At 42.7% G+C, this 23244-nt stretch carries 22 protein-coding genes, 2 tRNA genes and 1 pseudogene; 12 read left to right on the forward strand and 13 right to left on the reverse strand.

Features of this window, described 5'->3' with window-relative positions; translation table 11 throughout:
* Together HCR01_RS24635 and psbC are read left to right on the forward strand one after the other, a co-directional pair.
* A pseudogene (locus HCR01_RS24635) lies at window positions 1-386 on the forward strand (photosystem II D2 protein (photosystem q(a) protein)); the annotation flags it as partial.
* Window positions 370-1761, forward strand: a complete 1392-nt coding sequence (gene psbC, locus HCR01_RS24640; protein WP_193198717.1) for a photosystem II reaction center protein CP43 — start codon at window positions 370-372, stop codon at window positions 1759-1761. The pseudogene HCR01_RS24635 and the gene psbC, both read left to right, overlap by 17 nt.
* Before the next feature lie 123 nt (window positions 1762-1884).
* Here the strand turns inward: psbC and HCR01_RS24645 are convergent, their stop codons facing one another.
* A complete protein-coding gene (locus HCR01_RS24645; protein WP_193198718.1) occupies window positions 1885-2739 on the reverse strand; it encodes a DUF72 domain-containing protein in 855 nt (284 codons plus the stop codon).
* Window positions 2740-2926: 187 nt separating this feature from the next.
* On the reverse strand, window positions 2927-3295 hold the full coding sequence (locus tag HCR01_RS24650; protein WP_193198719.1) for a cyclic nucleotide-binding domain-containing protein: 369 nt from the start codon (window positions 3293-3295) through the stop codon (window positions 2927-2929).
* Window positions 3296-4128: 833 nt separating this feature from the next.
* Between HCR01_RS24650 and HCR01_RS24655 the strand changes: the two genes are divergently transcribed.
* From HCR01_RS24655 to HCR01_RS24665, 3 genes are read left to right on the forward strand one after another with little or no spacing between them, the layout of a single operon-like run.
* Entirely contained in the window at window positions 4129-4359 is a 231-nt protein-coding gene (locus HCR01_RS24655; protein ID WP_193198720.1) for a hypothetical protein, read from the forward strand.
* Window positions 4360-4361: 2 nt separating this feature from the next.
* A complete protein-coding gene (locus tag HCR01_RS24660; protein WP_193198721.1) occupies window positions 4362-4592 on the forward strand; it encodes a hypothetical protein in 231 nt (76 codons plus the stop codon).
* 2 nt (window positions 4593-4594) lie between these two features.
* Complete coding sequence (locus tag HCR01_RS24665; RefSeq protein ID WP_193198722.1) at window positions 4595-4837, forward strand: hypothetical protein; 243 nt, start codon at window positions 4595-4597, stop codon at window positions 4835-4837.
* A gap of 570 nt (window positions 4838-5407) precedes the next feature.
* Here HCR01_RS24665 and HCR01_RS24670 read toward each other — a convergent pair.
* Window positions 5408-5584 (reverse strand): hypothetical protein, encoded by a 177-nt coding sequence (locus HCR01_RS24670; RefSeq protein ID WP_193198723.1) that lies wholly within the window; start codon window positions 5582-5584, stop codon window positions 5408-5410.
* A 193-nt stretch (window positions 5585-5777) separates the two neighbouring features.
* On the opposite strand from HCR01_RS24670, the gene HCR01_RS24675 reads away from it, so the two are divergent.
* Together HCR01_RS24675 and HCR01_RS24680 are read left to right on the forward strand one after the other, a co-directional pair.
* Complete coding sequence (locus tag HCR01_RS24675; RefSeq protein ID WP_193198724.1) at window positions 5778-5996, forward strand: hypothetical protein; 219 nt, start codon at window positions 5778-5780, stop codon at window positions 5994-5996.
* 407 nt (window positions 5997-6403) lie between these two features.
* Window positions 6404-6598, forward strand: a complete 195-nt coding sequence (locus HCR01_RS24680; protein WP_193198725.1) for a DUF2795 domain-containing protein — start codon at window positions 6404-6406, stop codon at window positions 6596-6598.
* A gap of 1 nt (window position 6599) precedes the next feature.
* Here the strand turns inward: HCR01_RS24680 and moaC are convergent, their stop codons facing one another.
* Window positions 6600-7109: a cyclic pyranopterin monophosphate synthase MoaC gene (moaC, locus tag HCR01_RS24685; protein ID WP_193198726.1), complete on the reverse strand. Its 510-nt coding sequence runs from the start codon at window positions 7107-7109 to the stop codon at window positions 6600-6602.
* A gap of 34 nt (window positions 7110-7143) precedes the next feature.
* Between moaC and HCR01_RS24690 the strand changes: the two genes are divergently transcribed.
* Window positions 7144-7217 (forward strand) — tRNA-Arg (locus HCR01_RS24690).
* A 46-nt stretch (window positions 7218-7263) separates the two neighbouring features.
* On the opposite strand, the gene HCR01_RS24695 is transcribed toward HCR01_RS24690, so the two are convergent.
* The 3 genes from HCR01_RS24695 to HCR01_RS24705 form a co-directional block, all read right to left on the reverse strand.
* Window positions 7264-8493 carry an MFS transporter gene (locus HCR01_RS24695; RefSeq protein WP_193198727.1) on the reverse strand — a complete coding sequence of 410 codons (1230 nt, stop codon included), beginning with the start codon at window positions 8491-8493 and terminating at the stop codon, window positions 7264-7266.
* Window positions 8494-8597: 104 nt separating this feature from the next.
* Entirely contained in the window at window positions 8598-9611 is a 1014-nt protein-coding gene (locus tag HCR01_RS24700; RefSeq protein WP_193198796.1) for a glycosyltransferase family 2 protein, read from the reverse strand.
* Between the two features lie 115 nt (window positions 9612-9726).
* On the reverse strand, window positions 9727-10434 hold the full coding sequence (locus HCR01_RS24705; RefSeq protein ID WP_193198797.1) for a C40 family peptidase: 708 nt from the start codon (window positions 10432-10434) through the stop codon (window positions 9727-9729).
* Window positions 10435-10443: 9 nt separating this feature from the next.
* On the opposite strand from HCR01_RS24705, the gene HCR01_RS24710 reads away from it, so the two are divergent.
* Both HCR01_RS24710 and HCR01_RS24715 read left to right on the forward strand, forming a co-directional pair.
* A complete protein-coding gene (locus HCR01_RS24710; protein WP_193198728.1) occupies window positions 10444-11385 on the forward strand; it encodes a serine hydrolase in 942 nt (313 codons plus the stop codon).
* Between the two features lie 465 nt (window positions 11386-11850).
* A complete protein-coding gene (locus HCR01_RS24715; RefSeq protein WP_193198729.1) occupies window positions 11851-12669 on the forward strand; it encodes a hypothetical protein in 819 nt (272 codons plus the stop codon).
* Between the two features lie 373 nt (window positions 12670-13042).
* Here the strand turns inward: HCR01_RS24715 and HCR01_RS39015 are convergent, their stop codons facing one another.
* The 6 genes from HCR01_RS39015 to pds form a co-directional block, all read right to left on the reverse strand.
* Window positions 13043-13249: a hypothetical protein gene (locus tag HCR01_RS39015; protein WP_226889599.1), complete on the reverse strand. Its 207-nt coding sequence runs from the start codon at window positions 13247-13249 to the stop codon at window positions 13043-13045.
* Window positions 13250-13312: 63 nt separating this feature from the next.
* A complete protein-coding gene (locus HCR01_RS24720; RefSeq protein ID WP_226889600.1) occupies window positions 13313-14122 on the reverse strand; it encodes a hypothetical protein in 810 nt (269 codons plus the stop codon).
* Window positions 14123-14513: 391 nt separating this feature from the next.
* Window positions 14514-15842, reverse strand: coding sequence for an ABC transporter substrate-binding protein (locus tag HCR01_RS24725; protein ID WP_193198730.1), 1329 nt, complete (start codon window positions 15840-15842; stop codon window positions 14514-14516).
* A 344-nt stretch (window positions 15843-16186) separates the two neighbouring features.
* Window positions 16187-16278 (reverse strand) — tRNA-Ser (locus tag HCR01_RS24730).
* A gap of 201 nt (window positions 16279-16479) precedes the next feature.
* The gene (gene crtB, locus HCR01_RS24735) at window positions 16480-17412 is read right to left on the reverse strand and encodes a 15-cis-phytoene synthase CrtB (protein WP_193198731.1); all 933 of its coding nucleotides are present in this window, start codon (window positions 17410-17412) and stop codon (window positions 16480-16482) included.
* Entirely contained in the window at window positions 17396-18841 is a 1446-nt protein-coding gene (gene pds, locus HCR01_RS24740; RefSeq protein WP_193198732.1) for a 15-cis-phytoene desaturase, read from the reverse strand. The genes crtB and pds overlap by 17 nt, the downstream gene beginning before the upstream one ends.
* Window positions 18842-19125: 284 nt before the next feature.
* On the opposite strand from pds, the gene nagZ reads away from it, so the two are divergent.
* Together nagZ and HCR01_RS24750 are read left to right on the forward strand one after the other, a co-directional pair.
* Window positions 19126-20250 (forward strand): beta-N-acetylhexosaminidase, encoded by a 1125-nt coding sequence (gene nagZ, locus HCR01_RS24745; protein WP_193198733.1) that lies wholly within the window; start codon window positions 19126-19128, stop codon window positions 20248-20250.
* Between the two features lie 942 nt (window positions 20251-21192).
* Window positions 21193-23214, forward strand: a complete 2022-nt coding sequence (locus tag HCR01_RS24750) for a polysaccharide biosynthesis protein (protein WP_193198734.1) — start codon at window positions 21193-21195, stop codon at window positions 23212-23214.
* Window positions 23215-23244 lie beyond the last annotated feature (30 nt).

A 23244-nucleotide genomic window follows, 5' to 3' on the forward strand; every position in this document is an offset into this window, starting at 1 on the left:
ATGGCGAAGGAGCAAACACCTTCCGCGCCTTCAACCCCACCCAATCAGAAGAAACCTACTCAATGGTGACGGCAAACCGTTTCTGGTCACAGATATTCGGGATTGCCTTCTCTAACAAGCGCTGGTTACACTTCTTCATGCTGTTTGTACCAGTTACAGGCTTGTGGATGAGCGCCGTCGGCATCGTCGGTTTGGCACTCAACCTCCGGGCTTATGACTTCGTTTCCCAAGAATTACGGGCAGCAGAAGACCCAGAGTTTGAAACTTTCTATACCAAAAACATTTTGCTGAATGAGGGCATCCGTGCTTGGATGGCTCCTCAAGATCAACCTCACGAACAATTTGTATTCCCTGAGGAGGTATTACCACGTGGTAACGCTCTCTAATAGACCAAATGTCTTAGGCGGTGCTGGACGCGACCAAGAATCAACTGGGTTTGCCTGGTGGTCTGGTAACGCGCGTTTGATCAACCTATCTGGCAAATTGCTAGGTGCTCACGTTGCTCATGCTGGTTTGATTGTGTTCTGGGCTGGAGCAATGACTTTGTTTGAAGTCGCTCACTTCATCCCTGAAAAGCCTATGTATGAGCAGGGCTTGATTTTGCTACCTCACCTTGCTACCTTAGGTTGGGGTGTTGGCCCTGGTGGTGAAGTCATCGATACCTTTCCCTACTTTGTTGTCGGTGTACTTCACTTGATTTCCTCAGCTGTGCTGGGTTTCGGCGGTATCTATCATGCCGTCCGTGGCCCAGAAACCTTAGAAGAATATTCTTCCTTCTTTGGTTATGACTGGAAAGACAAGAACAAGATGACCAACATCATCGGATTCCACCTGATCATCCTAGGATGCGGTGCGCTGCTGTTGGTGCTGAAAGCAATGTTCTTTGGTGGTGTCTATGACACCTGGGCCCCAGGTGGTGGTGATGTTCGTGTAATTACTAACCCCACACTGAACCCAGCAGTTATCTTTGGTTATCTGATCAAATCTCCCTTCGGTGGCGAAGGCTGGATTGTTAGCGTCGATAACTTAGAAGATGTCATCGGCGGTCACATCTGGGTTGCCTTTATCTGTATTGCTGGCGGTATTTACCACATTCTTACCAAGCCTTTTGCTTGGGCGCGTCGTGCTTTCATCTGGTCTGGTGAGGCTTACTTGTCCTACAGCTTAGGCGCTCTTTCCTTGATGGGCTTTATTGCCTCCATCATGGTTTGGTACAACAACACTGTTTACCCCAGCGAATTCTTTGGCCCTACGGGCCCTGAAGCTTCTCAAGCTCAAGCTCTCACCTTCTTGATTCGTGACCAACGCTTAGGTGCTAACGTTGGTTCTGCACAAGGCCCCACAGGTTTGGGTAAATATCTGATGCGCTCTCCCACTGGTGAAATTATCTTCGGTGGTGAAACCATGCGCTTCTGGGACTTCCGTGGCCCTTGGTTGGAGCCTCTGCGTGGCCCTAACGGTCTTGACCTAGAAAAAATCAAGAACGATATTCAGCCTTGGCAGGCTCGTCGTGCAGCTGAATACATGACCCATGCTCCTCTGGGTTCCTTGAACTCTGTAGGTGGCGTGGCTACCGAAATTAACTCCTTCAACTACGTATCTCCTCGCGCTTGGTTATCGTGTTCACACTTTGTACTGGGATTCTTCTTCTTAGTTGGTCACTTGTGGCACGCTGGTCGGGCTAGAGCAGCAGCCGGTGGTTTCGAGAGAGGTATTAACCGTGAAACTGAGCCAGTAATGTTTATGAACGACCTCGACTAGGTTGTAAACTTTGCTTCATCACTGACAATTAAATAGTTTAGATGCTCTTGTGTCAAAGCAAGAGCTTTTTTTATGACTTATAGGGAGTTGCGGTAATTTTGATTGCTTAGCAGCTAAGTATTATCACCATAAACTTAGCTGATTGGGGGGATGCTCAAGGCGATTCCAAGGCAGAGGTGGAACTGCTACATCGGTCTGTTCTAACAGCTGTTGGAAGTAACGCGCTGTGCTGGGCGATCGCTCCTCTATGGGACAATGAACAAAGAAATAAATTCGCACTCCCGTTTGCAACCACTGTCGAATCTGCGTGACCCATTCTTCCATAAAAGGTTGATTCACTGACAAATTCGGATGAGAAATAAACCGAATTAGGCTGAAAGGTGCTGTCACACTGAATTGTAATGGTAATTTGGGTTTGCGTCTTTCTGATTGTAGCTGGGGGTCATCATCTCCAGTGTAGATAGGGCGCGAGTCTAACAGCACTCGCCCTACCCCAAGCTTTTCCAAAAGCGCCGTCAAATTACTAGCATGGGGTTCATTGAACCAGTCAGGATGTCGAACTTCTAGCGCTAGAGGTGTGTCTGTACGCGGCCAAGCTTCTAGAAAGGTAGTCAAATCGTTGAGCAATCCAGGTGCATAACTAGGTGGTAATTGGGCAAATATCGGCCCAAGATGCTTTCCTAAAGGACGCATCCCCTCTAAAAATTTTAAAGCAGCAGGGATATACGCTTGCAGTAACCCTTGATGGGTAATATCTCGTGGCAATTTCAAGCAAAATTCAAAGCCTGGTGGTGTTTGAGCAGCCCAACGAGTAACAGTTTCTTGGTTAGGAACAGCATAAAAGGTAGTGTTACCCTCCACAGTGGTGAAGCGACGGCTGTAGAGATGCAGAAATTCAGTAGTACGAGTTCCTTGGGGATAGAGTTCACCCACCCAACCTTTATATGCCCAAACAGCACAACCAATAAAAAATTTCACAGCACCCGAAAGCCTTGAGTTTTCATATTCAATTTTACAGGCAGGTTCTAGCAATGGATGAAGCGGGCGATGCCTAACTTTAAAGAGTTCTGTCTATTGAAAAAGTATGAGCTAGAAAACAATGAAGACCAGCGTTGTTCTGGTCTTCATTGTTCTGATTAATCTTGGTTCTGCTGACTGAAGTACTCTAAAGCATATGCTCTACGCGACTCAAGCGTTCTGAGTAGCTTTTCATCACCTTTATAGAAAACACAGGTGTTTCTTGAACGGCAAAGAGAAACCCTTGCTCATCTAAGAAAGCAAGTTTGCAGTCTGTTTTGGCAATAGCTGTATAAGTTCTATTTTTTACTCCAACAAGTACCCCAACACCAAAAACTTCGCCTGTCTCAATTGTCTCTACAACCTTATCATTAACTAATATATCAACTTCTCCTTCCAGGATGCCGTACATGAAATCACCAGGCTGTCCTTCTTCAAAGATGATTTGACCTGCTGAAAATACTTTAGGGTTAGGTTGTTTTTGAAAGATACTGACTGTTACTACAGGGCTTAACATTTGAGCAATCCTAAAATTCTTGGTTTTTAGACGAAATCTTCATATAGGCAATACGAGAGCCGAGAAAAGTATACTACTTTCTGTTGATCAACCCTCATCCGAAAGATTCCTGATTATTGCCCTCAGTCAGTAGCCGCTCTCTAATACCAATTTCTCCAAAGCTAATAGCTAAAGTCTTCTTTATAAGACTAAGACTGAGAGAGGGTTTGAGTTCACGCTTGCATAGAGTTGGGCTATTAGCCTGCGATTTGAATCACTGGCGAGCTGTCGTGTTACAAAAATGTGGCTAATGGCAAAGACTCAAGCCTTGGGCTACTTTAACAAAGCTTGCCAAAGCAGGTTTTTAGTCATGAAGTCTGTTTTGGGAAACTTCATTTTTATAGCCGAGTCAGTATGCTGGTTCGACTTGTTTGCTCCTAGGGAACTCCAACAAATCAATTATCTAATCTTGTGGGATAGGGAGCGTTCGACTGAGCGCTCACGCCGAAGTCTTACCTGCCCAGTTTACAGGACGGGCGAAACGCCCATCCTACAAGAAATATTGGGATATTTTATTACTTGGAAGTCCCTTAGTGTTCCCGCTTTCTTAGTAACTGGCGTGCGACTTCAGTCGTCGGGTACTTTTGTAAAAAATTTATTAAAGTGTATTTTTTAGACAAAAGCTAAGGTAATAATTACTAGAAAAAATATTTTTTATCAAAGACAAAAATCATTTAATTATGTCTATAAAATATGGAATTTCATATGAAAACTTAATATACAAGTTCCTGATATTTTGACTAATAAAGTAGAATTTAAGAGTCAAATTGGCTAATGACTCCGAGAGTAAGGTAATGACTAACATATCAGTTTTTGATTTTAATCTTAGTAATGTAGAGACATTTCTGCATGACCTGGCTCCAGCGCAATCTAAGACTGTATTGGGTGGTTCCTTTGATGCTCGTGTATTGACTATTCATGACGGCATAAATCGTGTAGAGGATCAGATTTTTGGTTTCAACAGTGAGCACGATAACAACTATAGCTCGGTAGACAATTCAGATAAGGTTTCAATTTGGGCATAATCATGGCAAAAATACTAGTTTTTGACTTTCATTTTAGTGATGTAGAAATATTTCTGCATGAGCTGGCTTCAGCGCAAGCTGAGAATATATGGGGTGGTTCCTTTTTTGCTGAGATCATGTCAATTCATGACGGTATAAATCGTAAAGAATCTCAGTATTTTGGTGTAGGCGGCAACCACGACAATAACTATGGCTCGATAGACAATTCAGATCAAGTTTTCATTAAGGCATAATCATGGCAAAAATACTAGTTTTTGACTTTCATTTTAGTGATGTAGAAATATTTCTGCATGAGCTGGCTCCAGCGCAAGCTGAGACTGTATTAGGTGGTTATTTTTCTGCTAAGATCATGACCATTCATGACGGCATAAATCGTGTAGAAACTCAGACTTTTGGTTCATACAGTACCCACGATAATAACTATAACTCGATAGACAATTCCGACCAAGTTTACATTTGGGCTTATCCTTATTGGTAGCCGAAGAAAGGATGAAGGATGAAATACTCTCGACTTAATCGGATACAGAGCAACTGAATTTCTTGGTGTAAGGGTTAATACTAAATCCCAAATCCTAAATCTAAAATTAGTTAACGTGAGAAAACTCTGAGTGTCAGCTTTCGGTGCTTAGAACCTCAAAAACAGATTACCGTCAGACATCGCTTTAATAATTGAGGGCGAAGCAGATAATTTTTTCAGACCACTTGTTGGCAATTGCACTCCACTCAAGTAGCACAACTGTTCATAACCTGACCTAGAAATTAAGACAATGGCTAAAATAGTAATTTCCGACTTACATCATGTTGATGCAAAGCCATTTTTGCATAACAAAATTTCAGTACCAATAAATGCCACATTAGATAGTTGTTTTCCGTATGTGTGGGGTGGTAATTCAGAACTTGAGTTAACCACTGTTCATGATGGAATAAACAACACATCATCTACATCTAATGGGCCTTTTGGTATATATGACAACAATATGTTCACTCTTGACTTTTCCAGATTGACTATCAATTTGATACTCTGGATGGTCTAATTATTTGCCAATTACTAACTGGCTTTTACAGAAATGTGCAAATAGATATAACTATTTGCATATTCTTCTATGGCTGAAGCTAACTGGACTGTTCCTCGAATTACAAGTGATGAAGGAGCGGCTTTACGACCAATACAACGAGGTTGATGATGTCGTAAAACACCAAACACCTGTTCAAGATCATTCACCATATATTCTTTGTGTTCGCTAGTTTACTTGAATATCTGATCTTCTCTAGCAAGCTTTGCCGCTCTAGTTTTTTTTGTAATTCCGAAATTTCTTTCTTCCTCGGTTTCTTATAAGGTGTGGTAATTGTTAAATCTCCTATATAAGCTTTATCCCCAATAAATTTTTCCCACAGACTTTGTTTTAAGGACATGTCTAATGGATAGTTGGGTCAGCTCTCGCCTGAGGCTTAGATTTGAAACTGGACAGGGAAAGTTAGTAATTTACCGTCCAGATGGACAAAGATTTTTGAACTCGTTAGAACTCAATCAACGGGCAGAACGGGCTGAGTTATTGCTAGCACAAGAACGCCAACACGCAGACCAGTTAGCAGCATACTTACGTGGTATTGGCATTGACCCCGACAATCTCCCATAAGCGAATTTAACCCAGCTATTTGAACGTGCGCCTCCGTTGGAGACTCAGGTTGTTTTATGAAAAAAAGCCGGGTTTGTCATAAAAACAGAGGTTAACAATAGTTATATACCTTTTATTAAGTCATAGCTCAACTACAGTTAGCTCATTTAACTGACAGATTATCTGTCATGATAGATGCTTATTTTATGAAAAATTGTCAATTAATTCATGCCTTAGTTTTTCCTGAAAACTATTAACTATCCAGGTTACTCTTGGCAATAGAAAAACTATCAAAGGCAAACAATCGGTTCATCAATCGAGTGGATGACCTTTAATTCTTTATTAGTTAAAAATGATTCATCTTTTTGATAGAGGGAGCAAATACATCTGCTAGTGAATATGGAAAAGACCTTTATAGGTAGATGAACATGGCTAAAGCAAACCCAGTTGCAATACAAAAACACTTGAAAGGTGTTGACTATCCAGCTAATAAGCAAACATTGATTAAACACGCTAAAAAGCAAGGCGCTGATCAGGCAATTCTCTCTCTATTAGAGCAATTGCCAGAAGAAGAATACGAAAGCCCAACTGATCTTAACAAAGCAATAGGTGAGATCGAGTAAGTTATTGTTCTGGCGGGGAATAATCCCCTGATTTCCCGCCACTTTTACTAACCAAGTGAATTGATTCAATTTGAATCGACTTTTCTAAAGCTTTTGCCATATCGTATAGAGTCAGAGCTGCAATAGAAACAGCGGTTAAGGCTTCCATCTCCACACCAGTTTCGGCTTTGGTTTTGACTGTGGCGTAAATTTGATAACCAGGTAGTTGTGGATCGGGTTTAATATCGACTGCAATTTTTTGCAAAGGCAAAGGATGACACAGAGGAATCAAGGTAGCTGTCTGCTTAGCTGCCATAATCCCAGCTATCCTTGCAGTTGCTAACACGTCTCCCTTAGGAATATTTCCGGCTTGAATAGCGGCGAAGGTTGCTGCTAGCATTCGTACCTTGGCCACTGCTACTGCTTGGCGGATAGTAGGTGTTTTGGCAGATACATCAACCATCTGTGCTTGTCCTTGGCGATCTAGATGGGTTAAGCCAGCAGAATTAAACAGAAAACTTTCTTGCGTCATTTGGTTCAAACATGTTAATATAATCTCTTGGTAAGGGCGTGTAGCTCAGTGGACTAGAGCACGTGGCTACGGACCACGGTGTCGGGGGTTCGAATCCCTCCTCGCCCGTTTATTATAAAGATTGTAGAGATCCGTGTAAGCGCGTTTTTACAATCTAAATTTTTTTCAAGGCGTAAACATCTGGAGCGCGACCTAGAGCAAAGCGTAAAGAGTTTCGTAAGTCTTTGCTGGACTGGGTAAGGAAGATGATAAGTGCCAGAAAAGTTAAAACAGCACAGTAGCCAAACATATTGCGGTAGCCGACTTGCTCGGCGATAGAACCTAGAAGAGGCGCTGCGATCGCAATGCCAAGATCAAATCCAGCTATACATATAGCAAAAATTCGTCCCCGTTCTTGTGGTAGTGAGCGGTCTGCCATCATCGTGGTAATCATAGAGAACATTGTTCCACCACCACAGCCCTCAATGATCGCAGCGAATAAGAAAGCGATCGCACTGTTGGCTTGCCACAGTATTAGTGATGATAAACCATAACAAAATATACCAAAAGTAATAAATAAACCACGTCCTAAGCGATCGCTTGCTCGACCGGTAAACAGCCTGAGAATAAAACTAGAAAGCGCCGCAGCTGTAAAAAACAACCCAGCATTCAAATCCACACCAGTTGATTTGATAAACAACGACACAAAGGTATGCACAGCACCAATCACTAAACCAACCAGCAACATCACTACAGCTGGAACTCTCACTCGTGGACTGCCCAAAATTTGCCAAAATTTACTGTTATTGCTCTCAACTTGCCCTTTGTGTATTGGTGGATTGGGAATTTGTAAAGTACACAAAAAAGCGGCAAAACCTAATTCAGCGGAAACTAGAAATAAGGCTGCATAACCAGATGTAGCCTCTAAATACCCTCCCAAGGCAGGCCCAATTGCTAAACCAATGGGAGATGTCAAACTCATATAACTAATAATTTCACCACGACTCTCAGGGGGTGCTAAATCTGCAACCAAAGCACTGTACCCAGTGGTAAAAGCAGCGAGGCTAATACCATGAAAAATTCGCACTAGTATTAACAACGGAATCGATGTGAATGCCAAGTAACCAAAAGGTGCGATCGCAACTACTATCGTGCCAATCAACAAGACAATTTTTCGACTGCGTTCATCCGCTAATCTTCCCAGCATTGAGCGAAATAGCAATAAACCAATGGCAAAACTGCCCATGACAATGCCAATTTGCTGCTTACTTGCGCCTACATCTTGAATATAGAGCGGTAGAGTTGGTAAAAGCGAAGCCAAGCTAGACCAGAATAATAAACCTGCTGTAAATAAAATCAGCAGGTTGCGCCGCAGTTCGGCGTCAAAGGTATTAAATGCTTTCAAGGTAGATGCAATTTAATGAGTTTTTTGTCAAGGGTCAAGAGTCAAGAGTCATTTGTCCTTTTTTAATGCCCAATGCCCCATGCCCAATCATTCCTATTGTTACGTTAGTTAACATTTTTTGCTACCACCTCCCGCACACGATAGATGGGGCGTCCTTGAGACTCATGATAAGTACGCATGAGCAATTCTGCCAAAAGACCGAAGCAAAACAACTGCACTCCAGTTACTAGTAGGAGAACTGCCAAAATCAGCAAAGGGCGATTGCCAATCATCTGGCCTAAAACCAATTTAATGAAAGTCAGGTAAATTCCGATCAGTCCCCCTGAAAGCATTGAAATCAAGCCCAACAGCCCAAAAACGTGCATCGGGCGTGTAAGGAACTTTTTCATAAACAAAATGGTTAACAAATCCATTAACACCCTGAACGTCCGCGACAGTCCATACTTACTGCGACCAAAGCGACGGGCGTGGTGACGCACGGGCATTTCTGTAATTCTTGCCCCTTCAATGTATGCTAAAGCAGGTAAAAATCTGTGCAATTCCCCATAGAGGTGCATATCTGCCACGAGTTCTGCACGATAGGCTTTCAGCGAACAGCCATAGTCATGAATATTGACGCTAGTGGTACGCCGAATTAACCAGTTGGCAATTTTGGAAGGAAGTAACCGATTCACAGCACCATCTTGTCTTTTTTGTCGCCAACCACTCACCAAATCGTAACCCTCGTCTAGCTTTGCTAATAGCATGGGGATATCAGCAGGGTCATTTTGGAGGTCAGCATCCAAAGTGACGATCGCTTTGCCTAGTGCATAGTTAAACCCCGCCGACATAGCCGCAGTTTGACCGTAGTTGCGACGCAAAATTACCGCTTTTAAATCATTGCGTGTTTGCGCTTCCTTTTTGAGAAATTCCCCGGAACCATCTGTAGAACCATCATCCACACAAATGATTTCATAACTTAACTGACTAGCAGATAAGGTAGATGCGATCGCCTCTAACAAAAGCGGCAAACTTTCCACTTCGTCATGAACCGGCACTACCACCGACACATCTAGAGCAATTGCTGGAATCGCCCTATTGTCCTGATTAATCTCTTCAGAAATCAACCCACTTTTCATATTCTCAGCATCCTCAGCGTCTTGACCGAAGTTCTGATCGGACATCGAACTTCTGAGCGCCGGAAGTCGGCGCACCCTGCGAAAAGCAAGCTACAGAGTTCTCGGAAACCATAGATCAGACTTCTTTGTGTGGTTCGTAACTCTCAATAACTCTACCAGCACCTCGCAGCTGACGATAGTATGACTGACTCACCATATCTCCCTGTTCCGAAAGAATATCAATCCCAATTCCATTTCTTCCTTGATCTTTGCCAGAACTATGGATATAGTATCCATCCACCAAATAAAGTCCTACATGAGTTGCTTTTTGGGGAGTTCCAAAAAACACCAGATCACCTGGCTCTAATTGGGCAACAGTAATTGTCTGGGTAAAATCTTCTTGTTGATAGGCATCTCTAGGCAACCAAATACCTACTGAAGCAAACGCCGCCTGCATTAATCCAGAACAGTCGTAATTTGGCCCGACTGTACCACCCCAGAGGTAATAATTTGATTGTTGCATCGCTTTTTGAGTAAAATCGATGACTTCTGTTAGCAGTTTTTTAATCTCAGATTCCGAAAATGTTGCAGCCCGATAAGGTACAGTAACAGGTTGTAATAAACCCAAATCTGAAAAGGATACCCATCCCGGATAGTCATCCTCACTTAAATTCACTTCAACTGCTGAATCCTGTTGATTTGATGTTACCCGTAAATGTCGCCCAGATGCGGCTTGAGTCGCCAAGCGCGTACATTCAGGAGAATCATATAAGTTCAGGTCAGCTAGACACTGATATTCTGCTGATTTGGGATTTGGGATTTGGGATTTTAGATTAAAGGACATCATTCGAGAATGATTTTTTTTAGTAAAGACGAACAACTCGAAAATCTTGGTAATGGCATTTTAGAGGCAACTTGGGCAGCTTTTCCGGCGTTAGCCCGTAATCAAATTGCTCTGACTTGGATTGTTTACGATCCACCAGTATCAGTAAATACTGGTGGCGCTCTAACTCCTAACGCTTTTTGGAATCACTCAGTCCGTGGTTTCACTTATCGTGGTGTTGAGCGGATTTACCCTGCGAGTGTAGTCAAGCTGTTTTACCTAGTGGCGGTAAACGAATGGCTAGAGAAAGGCATGATCCAGCAAACTTCTAAGGAGTTGGAACGAGCCATGCAAGATATGATTGTAGACTCTAGTAATGATGCTACCAGCTTGGTTATAGATATTTTAAGTGGTACCACTTCTGGGCCAGAATTACCAACAGGCCCATTTGAAACTTGGAAATATCAACGTAATATTGTTAACCGCTATTACCAGTCTTTGGGATGGGAAGAAATGCAGACAATTAACGTCTGCCAAAAAACTTGGTGTGATGGGCCTTATGGTCGGGAGAGGGCATTTTATGGGGAGATGCTAGAAAATCGCAATATGGTGACAACAAACGCGATCGCCAGGTTGCTACATAGTATTGTTGGTGGAGTGGCAGTGTCTAGCGGGCGATCGCAAGCGATGATGGCTTTGCTCAAACGTAGTCTCAAACCTGATAATTTGCCCACTGACGTAGAAGAAGATCAGGTGACAGGCTTTTTGGGTGGTGGTCTTCCCCAAAGTGCCCAAATTTGGTCAAAGGCAGGTTGGACAAGTCAAGTTCGCCATGATGCAGCGTATATTGAGTTACTAGATCAACGCCCTTACCTCTTAGTGGTATTTACTGAAGGCAAAGCACACGCTAAGAGCCGCGCTATTTTGCCCTTAGTTTCTCAGCTAGTTACCGAAGCAATAGCTACTTTATGATCCTTTTTGAAATAGGAGTGGGGGCTAGGGGCCCCCTCTGGGGTTGGGCGCTGCGGGGAAAGTAACAACATAGTTATTTTTGTGCCTCTACTCTCCTCTTATGTACTCCAATTCTTAATTAGGTATTAAAAACAAGTCTAGAGATTTTGTAATTGTTGAAGAGTGAGAATATCTACGGCTACCATAATAAATGGTTACAGAATCTCTTGATTACCTTCTCAACAAATAGAGGCTTTGCTCTCAAGTATAAAAAACATGGGTTAATACAGAATAAAGATAGCTTTGTCATCTATCAAATGCAGGATATAGTATTTAATTTTTTGCGAATAAATCTTAAGTAGATAAGTTAAATTTAGGATGTAAAAATCAATTTTTTGGTGTTAAATTTTGAATATTGCCTAAATTTGTTGACTAAAATCAACAAAACCCTTTATTTATTGTGGCAATATTCTTTTAGGAGTGAATGTGAATACTATTCTTCGCAAAGGTGTTTTTTGGTTGCCAAGTTTAGCTGCGATCGCAGTCTTAGGTAATGGCTTATCAGCAGTTGCTCAAACAGTGGACATAACCGAGTCTTCCGCTGTCATGTCTCCCAACCAGTTAGATGCTGAACTAGAGACTAGCAACCAAAACCTCTCTACAGACACAACCAAAAAATCCTCAGTAACTAATTTTACCGAAGTGCAGCAGTTTCCCAATGCTGCCACACACCAAACTGCTAGTAGAATACTTACACCCGTTCCAGGGACAGTAACAGCTACATCTGTGGCGCTGACTTCTGAGTATGTAGAACCTATCTCTGAGCCTACTTCTCAACCATCTGATTCCAGAATGGCGCAATCAGATATTGATATAGGCAGACCTACCCGTGGCGGTAGAAGCTATATAGGTGTTGCTGGCAACATTGGTATCAGCGGTGGTACATCATCTTTGGGAGATGGCAACTTCGCGGTCATCAGCAAAGTTGGTCTGGCAAATGCCATATCAGTGCGACCATCGGCGATTTTTGGGGATAATACTACAGTTCTAATTCCCGTCACCTACGACTTTTCCTTGCAGCAAGCAGATCCATTTAGCGAACCGCTAGCGATCGCGCCTTATGTAGGAGTAGGTGCAGCCATTCAAACTGGCGATAACTCCCAAGTTGCCGTCTTAGTATCTGGTGGTATTGATGTGCCTTTAAACTCTCAATTTACGGCTACGGCTGCTGTGAATGCCGGATTTTTCGATGAAACTGATATTGGCTTGTTGTTAGGAGTTGGTTACAACTTCACTGGCTTCTAATTAAATTAACGTAAGTTCGATAAGCCTCTCCCTATCTTGAACTAAAGTTCAAGTTTGTCCCTGTCCGGTTCGGAAAGGGAAGGTTTTACGTATTCAAACCAGGGAGAGGTTTTTTATGGCTAATTTAGATGGAAACCTTATGACTCAATACTTGTCGGTTAAGGGTAAAAAGGGAAAGAAAAAACCTTTAATCTTTCAATGGCACTAATAAAAGGCAAAACACTTGTGGTTTAAGCCTGGTTGTTGCATAAATGCAAAGCGGCTTGCCGTTCGCGGTAGCGTCTCTGAAAGATAAGGCATCGCACACATTGAGCGATGCAGAACTATCAATAAAGAAAATTCAAAGGTGTTAATAACTAGTAATTTTTTGTCTTCAATACCGCAAAACCAATGCAATTCGCTGATGAATGAATAGTGCTTCATCGTCCACAATGGCAATTTTTCCTCCCTTAGCCAAGACAACTTCTATAATTTCATCAACGGCATCATCCATCACCTCTGTACCACCCGGTTGATCCACTAATTCAAACCTGCCGTCTTCAGTCAAGATTGCTGGGACATGGTAGTTTTTTTCAACCAAAAGCAATTTACCTCGACCTTCATGTGTTAATCGCCACGTTTCTCCAATCGTAGAAACGACACTTTAAGTACCCATCGCGTCATCCAATGCCTGGAGTGCATCAGCTTGTTGTGCCTCCCGAACGGACTGCACGATTGACCACACATGAGGGGTCAATTCATGAATCGTAGCTTTGTCAAAATTGCCGCTCAGGCTGCCTGCAATCGCTTGAGTATCTTGCGAAACCTCCTGGAAGAAAGATACTTGCCGATCAACCCCTCCCACAACCAATGGTAGTGACTCATTTTGATTCTGGTAGAGCGTCAATGCACTGTCTACCTGCTGAAAAAATCTGCGATGCCTGTCGTCTCGATAGCTAGAATCAGCATCAGATGGAAGCGGAGCCGTGGCTCCGGGCCCTGTCATTTGCATTGGGAAGTTTTCATCATGAACTTCCTCAAGGGTTTCTCCTGTTCCAGCTAATAAGCGCGTGGATGCCTGACTTAACAGCAAGACCCAATAACGCTGCGCCCGATGCATTCCATAGACTAAATCTCGTGTTGCGAAGGTTTGATCAATCACAACCCGCGCGGGTACAGGAAAAGGCAGGTAATAAAGCTTGGCAAAGTTATGGCTGATGTATAGCGCTAACCCATCCAGCGTGTGGGGGTAGTCAATTTCGCTCACGAGGGTTTCGAGCCGCTTCAATAATGGTTCTAACTCGCGGCTAGTAAATTCTGTGGCAAGCCGCTTTGTTGCCTCATCTACCAGATTTTTCACCCGAATCGGATCTTGTTTGTTGTCGGGTGATATCCGATGAGTTGGCAACAGGATGGAAAGCGCCGGAACATTGCTCAAAGATTGCAACTGCTTAAGATCCTGACGAGTAATCATGAATATTTCCTATCAATTTTTAGTGGCGACTAAACTGCTTTAAATGTTAAAGACAGAACCACTTGTGATTCCTCTACCTAAAAAAGGAGAGCGATTTTTTTCGGGGTAGATAGAAATTTCAATAACAAAATCTATTCCCTCTTTTGGTATTAAGTTGCACTCTAGCTTACCACCGTGTTTTTCAGTGATGGGTAGTAGTAAATATGTAATACGGAGATTTACTACTACCCTAAAATTTATTGTTCATAAGGCTATTCCAGAACGTCCGGGCAGAAGTGAAGGACGAGTCCTTTTACGTCGTCCAAAAGCTTACCCCTTGATGACTTCTAAAAAAAGCAAAAGAAAACAATTCTTTTGCTTTTTTACTATCTACTTTTAACTTTCTTAACCCCTACTTCTTGGGTGTAACTTTATCAATTGCCTTGATTTTGCCATCATCTCCTACCGTCCAGACATCGTAAACACCGATGACATCTCCGTTAGCATCAACATCTACATTACCGCTGGCTCCCTGGTAATTGATATCTTTACCCTCTCTAAGCAACTTCAGTCCCTCGCAGACATCAGTCACTTCTGTACCAGGGGCGTTGGCTACTTCACGTATTTTGTTAGAGATGCCAACACCTGTATTTTGCTTAGCCGCTTGGGCTGCCAGTACCAACAAAGCCGAGGCGTCCCAGGCTTGGGGAGCAAATTCACCTGGTGAACCACCTCTCTTAGATTGCCAGAGTTTTCTAAAAGCTTCTAAAGCTTTACCATCAGAACCGGGTACTGTGCCGATTACTCCAGTAGCAATATATCTGCCATCATTGCCTTTGCCAACTTGACCAGGAAATTCGTCTGACTTCATGCCGTCTGTCAGCATGACTTGCACTCCTTTACTCAGACCTTGCTGATATGCCGACTTTAGCAACAGGCTACCCGTTTCTACATAAAAAACGCCAAGGACTGCATCTGGTTTACCAGCAAAAGCAGCTGTAGCTTCAGTTTCAAAAGTAGTGGCTTTGGGGTCGTAACGGACAGGATTATTTTTATTAACTACGGTTCCCCCCAATTTTTCAAAAGCTTGGACAAATGCTTTTTCAAACCCCACGCCATAGTCGTTGTTAATGACAACAGTAGATACTCGCTTGTAACCTCTTTTATTGGCGAGTTCGGCTAAAGCTGGCCCTTGGTAGCTATCAGGGGGAACCGTGCGTGCCCAAAAGCCTTTGAAGTCACCTTTTTGCGCCTTTTCGGTAAATACAGGGCTGGTGCTACCAGGTGAAATCAGCATGACTTTATTTTGAGCAGCAATTGAGACAGCAGCGGTGGAAACACTACTAGCAAAAGAGCCAACAACACCTGCAACTTTATCTACAGTTGACAGTTTAGTCATGCCAGCAGCACCAGCTTTAGGGTCTGTTTGGTCGTCTACAGCAACAAGGCTAACAGGTTGGCCATTTACACCACCGCAAGTGTTAACGGTTTCAACTAACAAGGGAACAGAAAGTGACATCTGCTGTCCGATTGATGCCAAATCACCCGTTGTTGGCAGTAAGGAACCAATTTTTAGTCCTTGAGCACCACTGCTTGTGGTGGTTGAGTTTGCAGCTGGGGTGGCATTCCCCCCATTATTGGCTGTGTTATTGGTGTTACTAGGATTATCACAAGCTCCTAGGAAAAACCCAGTTGCTATGGTAGTTAAGCTTAAGGCTAAAGCAGTACTAATTCTTTGCATAAATTACTTTCACTCCTCTGAATAGTCAGGAGCCTGAAAGTAAGACTCAAGCTAGATTTTTAGGTTAGCTTGATCTTAACAGACTCCAAAGGATAAATAATATCATCCCCTTCAGGGAGTAGATATATTTATCCCTAGATTAGGATTTATTGAACAAGAGGCAGGGGAGCAGGGAGCAAGGGAGATAATTCAGATGGGGATTCGACCCTACCTGTTGCGCCAGCTTCTCGTGGGTAGCAACTGGCGTCATTGGTAAATCTTCCCTGTTCTCCATACTCAAAAACCACACCCATAAGGGCATGGTTTTTAATTTGTAATGTTATGGGTGTATTGAGTTTGGAAAACGGAGAGGGAGGGATTCGAACCCTCGGTACGGAGTTGCCTGCCGTACAACAGATTAGCAATCTGCCGCTTTCGACCACTCAGCCACCTCTCCACGGTCACGAATAAAGATGTTATCAGATTTTTATTCGTGAGTCAATAGTCATTTGTCGTCTGCATGTCATTAGTAGCGGGTGACGCTCCAGAGTGTTGTTAACGCTAGTTCATAATGGCAGGACACGCGCCTCCTGATACAGCGCTATGCGAATAGGACTGGAATTACTGGTTGACCTACAAAGGACAAATGACTAATTTTTTAAAGCACTTGCGATCGCAGCCACGCTACGGGCAAGGAACGTAACTTTTGCCACTGGGGTACATAAGCACGTCGAGTAAAAACATTATAATCGTTACGTTCAATTACGTTTAAAATTCCACTGTAATGCATTAGAGCAGCCCATACTGGCCAACGGGCATCAGCAGAGAGATAAGTAATACCCCTTTCTGCTTTAGTATAAAACTGTCTGGCCCGTGCGATTTGAAAACGCATTAGAGAGCGCCAGCGCTCATCCACTACTCCTTTGAACAAATCTTGTTCGGTGTAGTTGAATCGTGCCAAATCTTCTAGAGGAATATAAATTCGTCCACGCCGTGCATCTTCTCCTACATCTCTGAGGATGTTGGTTAGTTGCTTGGCAATTCCCAAGGCAATTTCTTCTTCAGTGGGAATATATGACTGCTGTTGAAAGTTCCACGGAACTGAATTTTTGCTGTTATCCAACCCCATGACTGCTGTTGACATCAAGCCTACAGTGCCAGCGACACGGTAACAGTAAAGGTATAACTCCTCAAACGTCTCATATCGACTGCGATATAAGTCCATACGCTGACCAGCAATCATATCCCGAAAAGGCTGGATATCCATCGGAAAGCGCTGGGTGGTATCTACCAAGGCTACGTCAAAATTATCCAATGGGCATCCAGCAAAAATTGATTCTAGCTGCTGCTCCCATAAGTCTAGGGTTTCTGGTGTAGTAATAGCAGATGCAGGTCCATCCACCAGTTCATCTAAACGGCGACACCAAGCGTAAATTGCCCAAATAGCGGGACGCTTTTCTTCGCTCAGCAGCAAAGTACTGAGGTAAAAAGTCGTCGAATACTTGGCTATGAGGTGACGACAAAGTTTGTAGGACTCGTCTACAGAGACCAGCGTTTTCATGCGCGCTTTGGAATCAGGCAGTTGCAGCATTCGTTGCAGGCGGTCGGGTTAGCGTTTGCAGGCTGGAAGAATTTGCCGCTGGGTTGGCTTCAGCTTCAGCGATCGCCTGCGCTGTCAGCTTACCAGAAAGTACGGCACCTTCCATACTTCCTAAGTAGCGTTGCATGGTGTAACTCCCTGCCAGATAGAAGTTGGCAATGGGCGTAATTTGTACAGGACGGTATTGTTGACGACCGGGGGTAGCTTTGTAAACTGAACGCGGTGTCTTCACCACATGATATTTCAGCAATTTTGCTGGATGATCTCCCCCAAAATGGTCTGGGAAAAGTTTTTCCAGTTCGGCAATTGTTGCGGCAATAATTTCTTCATCAGATTTGCTAATCCAATCTTTGGCTGGAGCTAAAACTAGTTCCAACATTGAGCGATGGGGGTTAGCGTACTCGCGGCAAGTATTGCTCATATCAGCATAAACGCTGAGGAGGGGCGATCGCGAAAACAGCAATTGGTCAATCTCTGTAAGTTTACGGTCAAACCACAGATGCAAGTTGATCACTGGCACCCCTTCTAAGCCATCCAGCTTTTGGAAATACTCCATCTGTTTCCAAGGCTTTGGTAACAACGTTTTCAGGATATCTACTGACATTGCCGAAACGTACAAGTCGGCAGTCTCAATGTAGTCTTGGCCGCCGTTTAATCCCCGGATTACAAAGTGCTTCACTCTCCCATCGTCATTCAGTACGATTTCTTTGAGAGGCGCATTCAGGCGAACTTCGCCACCACGTTCTGTGATGTAATCTACGATAGGGCTGCATAGCCGTTCGGTAGGAGAACCATCCAAAAATGCAATTTTGGAACCATATCGTTCTTGCAAAAAGCGATTTAGTGCAGTTAATAGAATTGTTGCAGAAACTTCATCAGGATTGATAAAGGTAAGCGCCTTACATGCCGCGATAAAAACGTCACTAGTTACCCGTTCGCCAACACCTTGCCTTTCCAACCACTCCAAGAAGCTGTACTTGTCCATATCCTCGACATACTTCTGACCTCGAACCACTGCTGGAAGTAGGCCAATGGCAAACCGAATCTTCTGCTCCCAACTCAACATGTCTTTGTTGCGAAGAATCGATGCAATCACGTTGAAAGGAGATGGAATATCTGGAACATCAAAACGTGAGAGTGTCCCTGGCTTCTCCGGTTGATTGAAAATCAGTGTATGCTCTTTCCACTGGAGTCGATCTTCAATGTTCAACTCCTTGAGCAACTGGAGCATATTGGGATATGCCCCAAAAAAGGCGTGTAACCCAGTTTCGTACCAGTCGCCGTCAGAGTCTTTCCACGCCGCAACAAGGCCGCCCAATACGTCCCGGCTTTCCAAGACAATGGGGGTGTGACCTGCGTCCGTGAGATATTTCGCGCAGGAAAGTCCTGCTAGTCCCGCTCCCGCGATCGCTACTCGCATTTAAACCTAATTTCTACATCGTTTTGCCGTTCTCATTATACGTTGCAATCCGTTACATCTAGTAGGTTTTGTGCGATCTCTTCCCCAAAAAACTTTCGCTAAAGGGAATTTTACCTACATGCACCTGCCAAAGCAAATTGCCAATACTATTGTTGGCAATAGGTTTGCAGCGCAGTGTGCTTCTTCTCATACAGATTCCCCATTCCCCATAAGGGTGTAGGATAAGGGCTAAGCTTTTCTAGGTTAAAAATCCCAGTTGTTTGTGACACAACAGGTAAAGAATTATGGCAGTATCGCAGACGTTCCAGCGCTTTGGACATCATCTAATTGTTGGTATTTCTGGTACTACATTAAGTGATGAGGATAAACGCGCACTCAGTGAATTGAAACCAGTTGGGGTGATTTTTTTTGGTAAGAACTTTTTGGATGCTACTCCCTACGAGGTTTGGCTAGAAAGTTTCAAGGAACTGAATAATCAAATACGACAATATACTGAACGCGACTCTATGTTGATGACCCTTGATCATGAAGGGGGTCGAGTTGTGCGTACACCACTACCAATCACACGATTTCCTCATGCCTTTATGTTGCGAACTTACAAGTCAGCGCTTGCGCTATCGCATTCGCGTGAAGTAGCAAAAGCAACAGCAGTTGAGTTAAAGTCACTGGGAATCAATTTATCCTTTGCGCCTGTAGCAGATATTTTTTCCCATCCCCAAAATCCTATTATTGGCCCTCGCGCCTTTGGGAATACTCCTGAAACTGCGGCTCAAGGTGCTTGTGACTACTTCCTCGGACTTCAAGAATCAGGAGTTTTGGGATGCGCCAAGCACTTTCCTGGACATGGAGACACTAGCAAAGATTCTCACATTGAGCTACCGATACTCAATTTGACTAGAGAAGACCTACGAATTCGAGAACTTATACCCTTCAAAGCACTCATCGAAGCGCAGGTTCCTTTGATTATGACAGCTCATATTTTATTCCCTAAGATAGATGCTGATGTGCCAGCAACACTCTCTCAACCGATCCTCAAGAGCATACTCCGAGAAGAACTTGGTTTTCAGGGAGTTATAGTATCTGATGACTTGGATATGAAAGCTGTTTCAGATATGTTTGCCAAGAGTGGTACTGTAGCGCAAGCATTTAGTGCTGGCTGCGACTTATTTATTGTTTCCCGTAATATAAATTCATCATCTATTGAACGTACTTATAAAATAGCTGAAGATTTTGCCAACTCCCTCAGTAATGGTAGCCTTGATCAATCAATAGTAGAGGCAGCTAAGGAAAGAATTGACAAACTACTGGCGGTAACACCGCAATATGTTGTTCATACTCTGGATAAAGATATATTAATTCAACATGCAAAGTTGGCGATCGCTTGTTGCTTCCAAAACGTTAGTTTGTAAATTATGCCTGGTGACTGGAATCGCAGCTAAAGAAACAAAGACCGCCTAGGCTTTTCTGGGAGATTTAGATCTTCTGATTTATTAGACCTCTTGCAAAAGCCCGAAAATTATTAGTGTCATTCTGACCAGAATGTAGTGGAGGAAGGAATCTCACTCATAATTTTCGCTCCGCTCAACATGACAATTTAAGCATTTATACAAGAGGTCTATTTTTTTTATAAGTCAGGTCTACTGTTGTGAGTTATTCACTTGATTGCTAAAACCTTTAAATTTACTATTGTTTTTCCACACCTTGCTCACCTATTTATGTTCTGCTGACCAGCTTTTGCTCAGATCAGTAAGAATAAACATAGCTTAATGAAACTGTTGCTACAGAAGTTTTTCTCAGCTCAGAGAAAAATAATGCCAATTTGGCGTGACATATGCAACGACAAACTGATATTTCTTTTACATAGCGGTTGCGTATAGCTTTAACCAAATTATTGGCTGAGCGCCAAATAATTTTAGGCATGGGTAACTTTTGATTCTTTATTATCAACTATGCCTATTAATAGACTAGGCAACTGTAGTATTTAGGTAATTTACAGCGGTTTCTAGAGTTACTTAAACAAAATATCTACATAAATCCTCTAGAAAGTGAGCACTCAATAGAATCCAGGCATCCCAACATCATTATTTAGGTTAATTGATGATATTAGACTTCTTGGAAAAATCCAAAAATCAGGAATGTCATCCTGTTCGCCTTGGTTCCCGCATGGTACGGAACGCAGTGAAGAGTACCTACGCCTTGGTTCCGCAGAAAAGAATCTCACTCCTATGTTTCGCTCCGCTCAACATGACAACTTAAGCATTTATGCAAGATGTCTATTGAACATCTTCTGAGTTAGATATTTATACACAAAGAAGATGATTTTGTAAATTGCTCTGGAGGTTTTTGCAAGTATGAATTTATTATTCAGAATCTTCCACCAGTTAATTAACAGTTCATTAAACAATTTGCTGAAGCTGAGAAATACGCACTTATTAATTTTCGATATCATTGTTTTTTCAATTACTCCCTTGTTAGCTCTGCTTTTGCGTTTAGACGGCTATTTAGATAAAGCACATATATCAGAACTGGGAATTGCAACAATACTGTTTTTAGCAGTCAAATTAACTGTATTTTGGAGTTTTGGTTTTTATAGACGTTACTGGCGCTATGCCAGTATTGAGGAACTGACATATATAACCATGTTGATGGTGGGTGCAGTAATTGTCCAAACAATGTCATTTGATATTCTTCATGACACACAGCCTTTTATTATAAATAATCTGCCGCGATCGCTGCCATTTATTGATGGGTTATTGTCGTGTATTTTCATTGGAGCATTGCGTTTTAGTGTTCGGATTGTGGAAAGATTTAGTCAACGACAAACAGTATTTAACCCACGAGAGCGGGTACTGATTATTGGTGCTGGTAGTGCCGGAGTTTCCCTTGTACAAGATATGCAACGCAATCCCCAACTGGGTTTTCAGGCTATTGCCTTCATTGACGATGATCCTCGAAAGTTAAATGCACATATTAGCGGCATTCCAGTAGTTGGCGATCGCCATCAAATTTCTGATACTTTGAAATCTCTCCAAATCCATAAAGTTATCATTGCCATGCCTACTGTTGCTGGAAAAGTCATTCGGGAAATTGTAGATATTTGCAAAGCTACTGGAATCCAGACTAGTACCTTACCTGGAATACATGAAATCCTCAATGAGCGTGTGCGAGTAGATAGTATTCGGGATGTCAGGATTGAGGATTTACTCAGACGAGAACCCGTACAGACAGATATTGAGCGAGTGTCTAAATTTATCAAGGGTAAGACAGTATTAATCACAGGCTCAGGTGGATCAATTGGTAGTGAACTTTGCCGACAAATTTTCAAATGCCAGCCTAGCAGAATGATACTTATTGGACATGGAGAAAATTCTGTATTCAACATCCAACAAGAATTAGACCAACTTATTCAAGTACTTAAAAATGATGGCAAATCGCCAATAAATACCCCTCATATTTACACTTTTATTGCTGATCTTCGATTTCGATATCGATTAGAACATGCTTTTGAGCGATTCCAACCTGATGTAATTTTCCACGCTGCGGCTCACAAGCATGTCCCCTTGATGGAATTAAATCCGCCAGAAGCAATTACTAACAATGTAATCGGGACAAAAAATTTACTAGAAGTGGCGCTGAAATATGATGTGAAACATTTTGTGATGATCTCCACAGATAAAGCAGTTAATCCCACAAATGTTATGGGAGCTAGTAAAAGAGTTGCTGAAATGTTGGTACTGCAAGCTGCAAGGGAAAGTGGAAAGCATTATGTTACCGTGCGTTTTGGCAATGTTTTGGGTAGTCGTGGTAGTGTAGTTCCCACTTTTAAAAAACAAATTGCTACAGGTGGCCCAGTAACCGTTACCCATCCCGATATCTGTCGTTATTTCATGACCATTCCAGAAGCAGTTCAACTTGTTTTACAGGCTGGGGTACTTGGTCGTGGTGGTGAAGTTTTAATGCTGAATATGGGTGAACCTGTCAAAATTGTTGATTTAGCTAAGGAACTGATTCGCCTTTCAGGGTATGAGGTAAACAAAGACATTGACATTGTGTTTACAGGATTACGACCAGGGGAAAAGTTATTTGAAGAACTATTTATTAAAGGAGAGGAATATGAACCAACTCAGCACAAGAAACTATTTGTTGTTAAAAATGCCAGTCGGATTATTCCCAAAAATCTAAATTTAGGTGTGGAAAGATTGTGTATAGCAGCAGCTAAAAATGATGTTAATTCTATCCTGTTTTTGCTTGAGCAATTGATATCAGGATACAAACCAAAATACTTGGAAAATAATCTATCAATAGGCAATTCAAGAAATAGTGCTCTATTCAAAAACTCCAATGGAAATACGCTGACGAAAGCAGAACCATGAGGTACTGGATCAACTAGAGAATTTGAGCTT

It is taken from the genome of Nostoc sp. MG11 (assembly GCF_014904695.1).
GTDB lineage: Bacteria > Cyanobacteriota > Cyanobacteriia > Cyanobacteriales > Nostocaceae > Komarekiella.

Excerpts from the sequence above, each read along its gene's own strand:
- HCR01_RS24650 (WP_193198719.1), bottom strand. The coding sequence starts at position 3,295 with ATGTTAAGCCCTGTAGTAACAGTCAGTATCTTTCAAAAACAACCTAAC.
- HCR01_RS24655 (WP_193198720.1), top strand. The coding sequence starts at position 4,129 with ATGACTAACATATCAGTTTTTGATTTTAATCTTAGTAATGTAGAGACA.
- HCR01_RS24660 (WP_193198721.1), top strand. The coding sequence starts at position 4,362 with ATGGCAAAAATACTAGTTTTTGACTTTCATTTTAGTGATGTAGAAATA.
- HCR01_RS24665 (WP_193198722.1), top strand. The coding sequence starts at position 4,595 with ATGGCAAAAATACTAGTTTTTGACTTTCATTTTAGTGATGTAGAAATA.
- HCR01_RS24670 (WP_193198723.1), bottom strand. The coding sequence starts at position 5,584 with ATGGTGAATGATCTTGAACAGGTGTTTGGTGTTTTACGACATCATCAA.
- HCR01_RS24675 (WP_193198724.1), top strand. The coding sequence starts at position 5,778 with ATGGATAGTTGGGTCAGCTCTCGCCTGAGGCTTAGATTTGAAACTGGA.
- HCR01_RS24680 (WP_193198725.1), top strand. The coding sequence starts at position 6,404 with ATGGCTAAAGCAAACCCAGTTGCAATACAAAAACACTTGAAAGGTGTT.
- moaC (WP_193198726.1), bottom strand. The coding sequence starts at position 7,109 with ATGACGCAAGAAAGTTTTCTGTTTAATTCTGCTGGCTTAACCCATCTA.
- HCR01_RS24700 (WP_193198796.1), bottom strand. The coding sequence starts at position 9,611 with ATGAAAAGTGGGTTGATTTCTGAAGAGATTAATCAGGACAATAGGGCG.
- HCR01_RS24705 (WP_193198797.1), bottom strand. The coding sequence starts at position 10,434 with ATGTCCTTTAATCTAAAATCCCAAATCCCAAATCCCAAATCAGCAGAA.
- HCR01_RS24710 (WP_193198728.1), top strand. The coding sequence starts at position 10,444 with ATGATTTTTTTTAGTAAAGACGAACAACTCGAAAATCTTGGTAATGGC.
- HCR01_RS24720 (WP_226889600.1), bottom strand. The coding sequence starts at position 14,122 with ATGATTACTCGTCAGGATCTTAAGCAGTTGCAATCTTTGAGCAATGTT.
- HCR01_RS24725 (WP_193198730.1), bottom strand. The coding sequence starts at position 15,842 with ATGCAAAGAATTAGTACTGCTTTAGCCTTAAGCTTAACTACCATAGCA.
- crtB (WP_193198731.1), bottom strand. The coding sequence starts at position 17,412 with ATGCTGCAACTGCCTGATTCCAAAGCGCGCATGAAAACGCTGGTCTCT.
- pds (WP_193198732.1), bottom strand. The coding sequence starts at position 18,841 with ATGCGAGTAGCGATCGCGGGAGCGGGACTAGCAGGACTTTCCTGCGCG.
- nagZ (WP_193198733.1), top strand. The coding sequence starts at position 19,126 with ATGGCAGTATCGCAGACGTTCCAGCGCTTTGGACATCATCTAATTGTT.
- HCR01_RS24750 (WP_193198734.1), top strand. The coding sequence starts at position 21,193 with ATGAATTTATTATTCAGAATCTTCCACCAGTTAATTAACAGTTCATTA.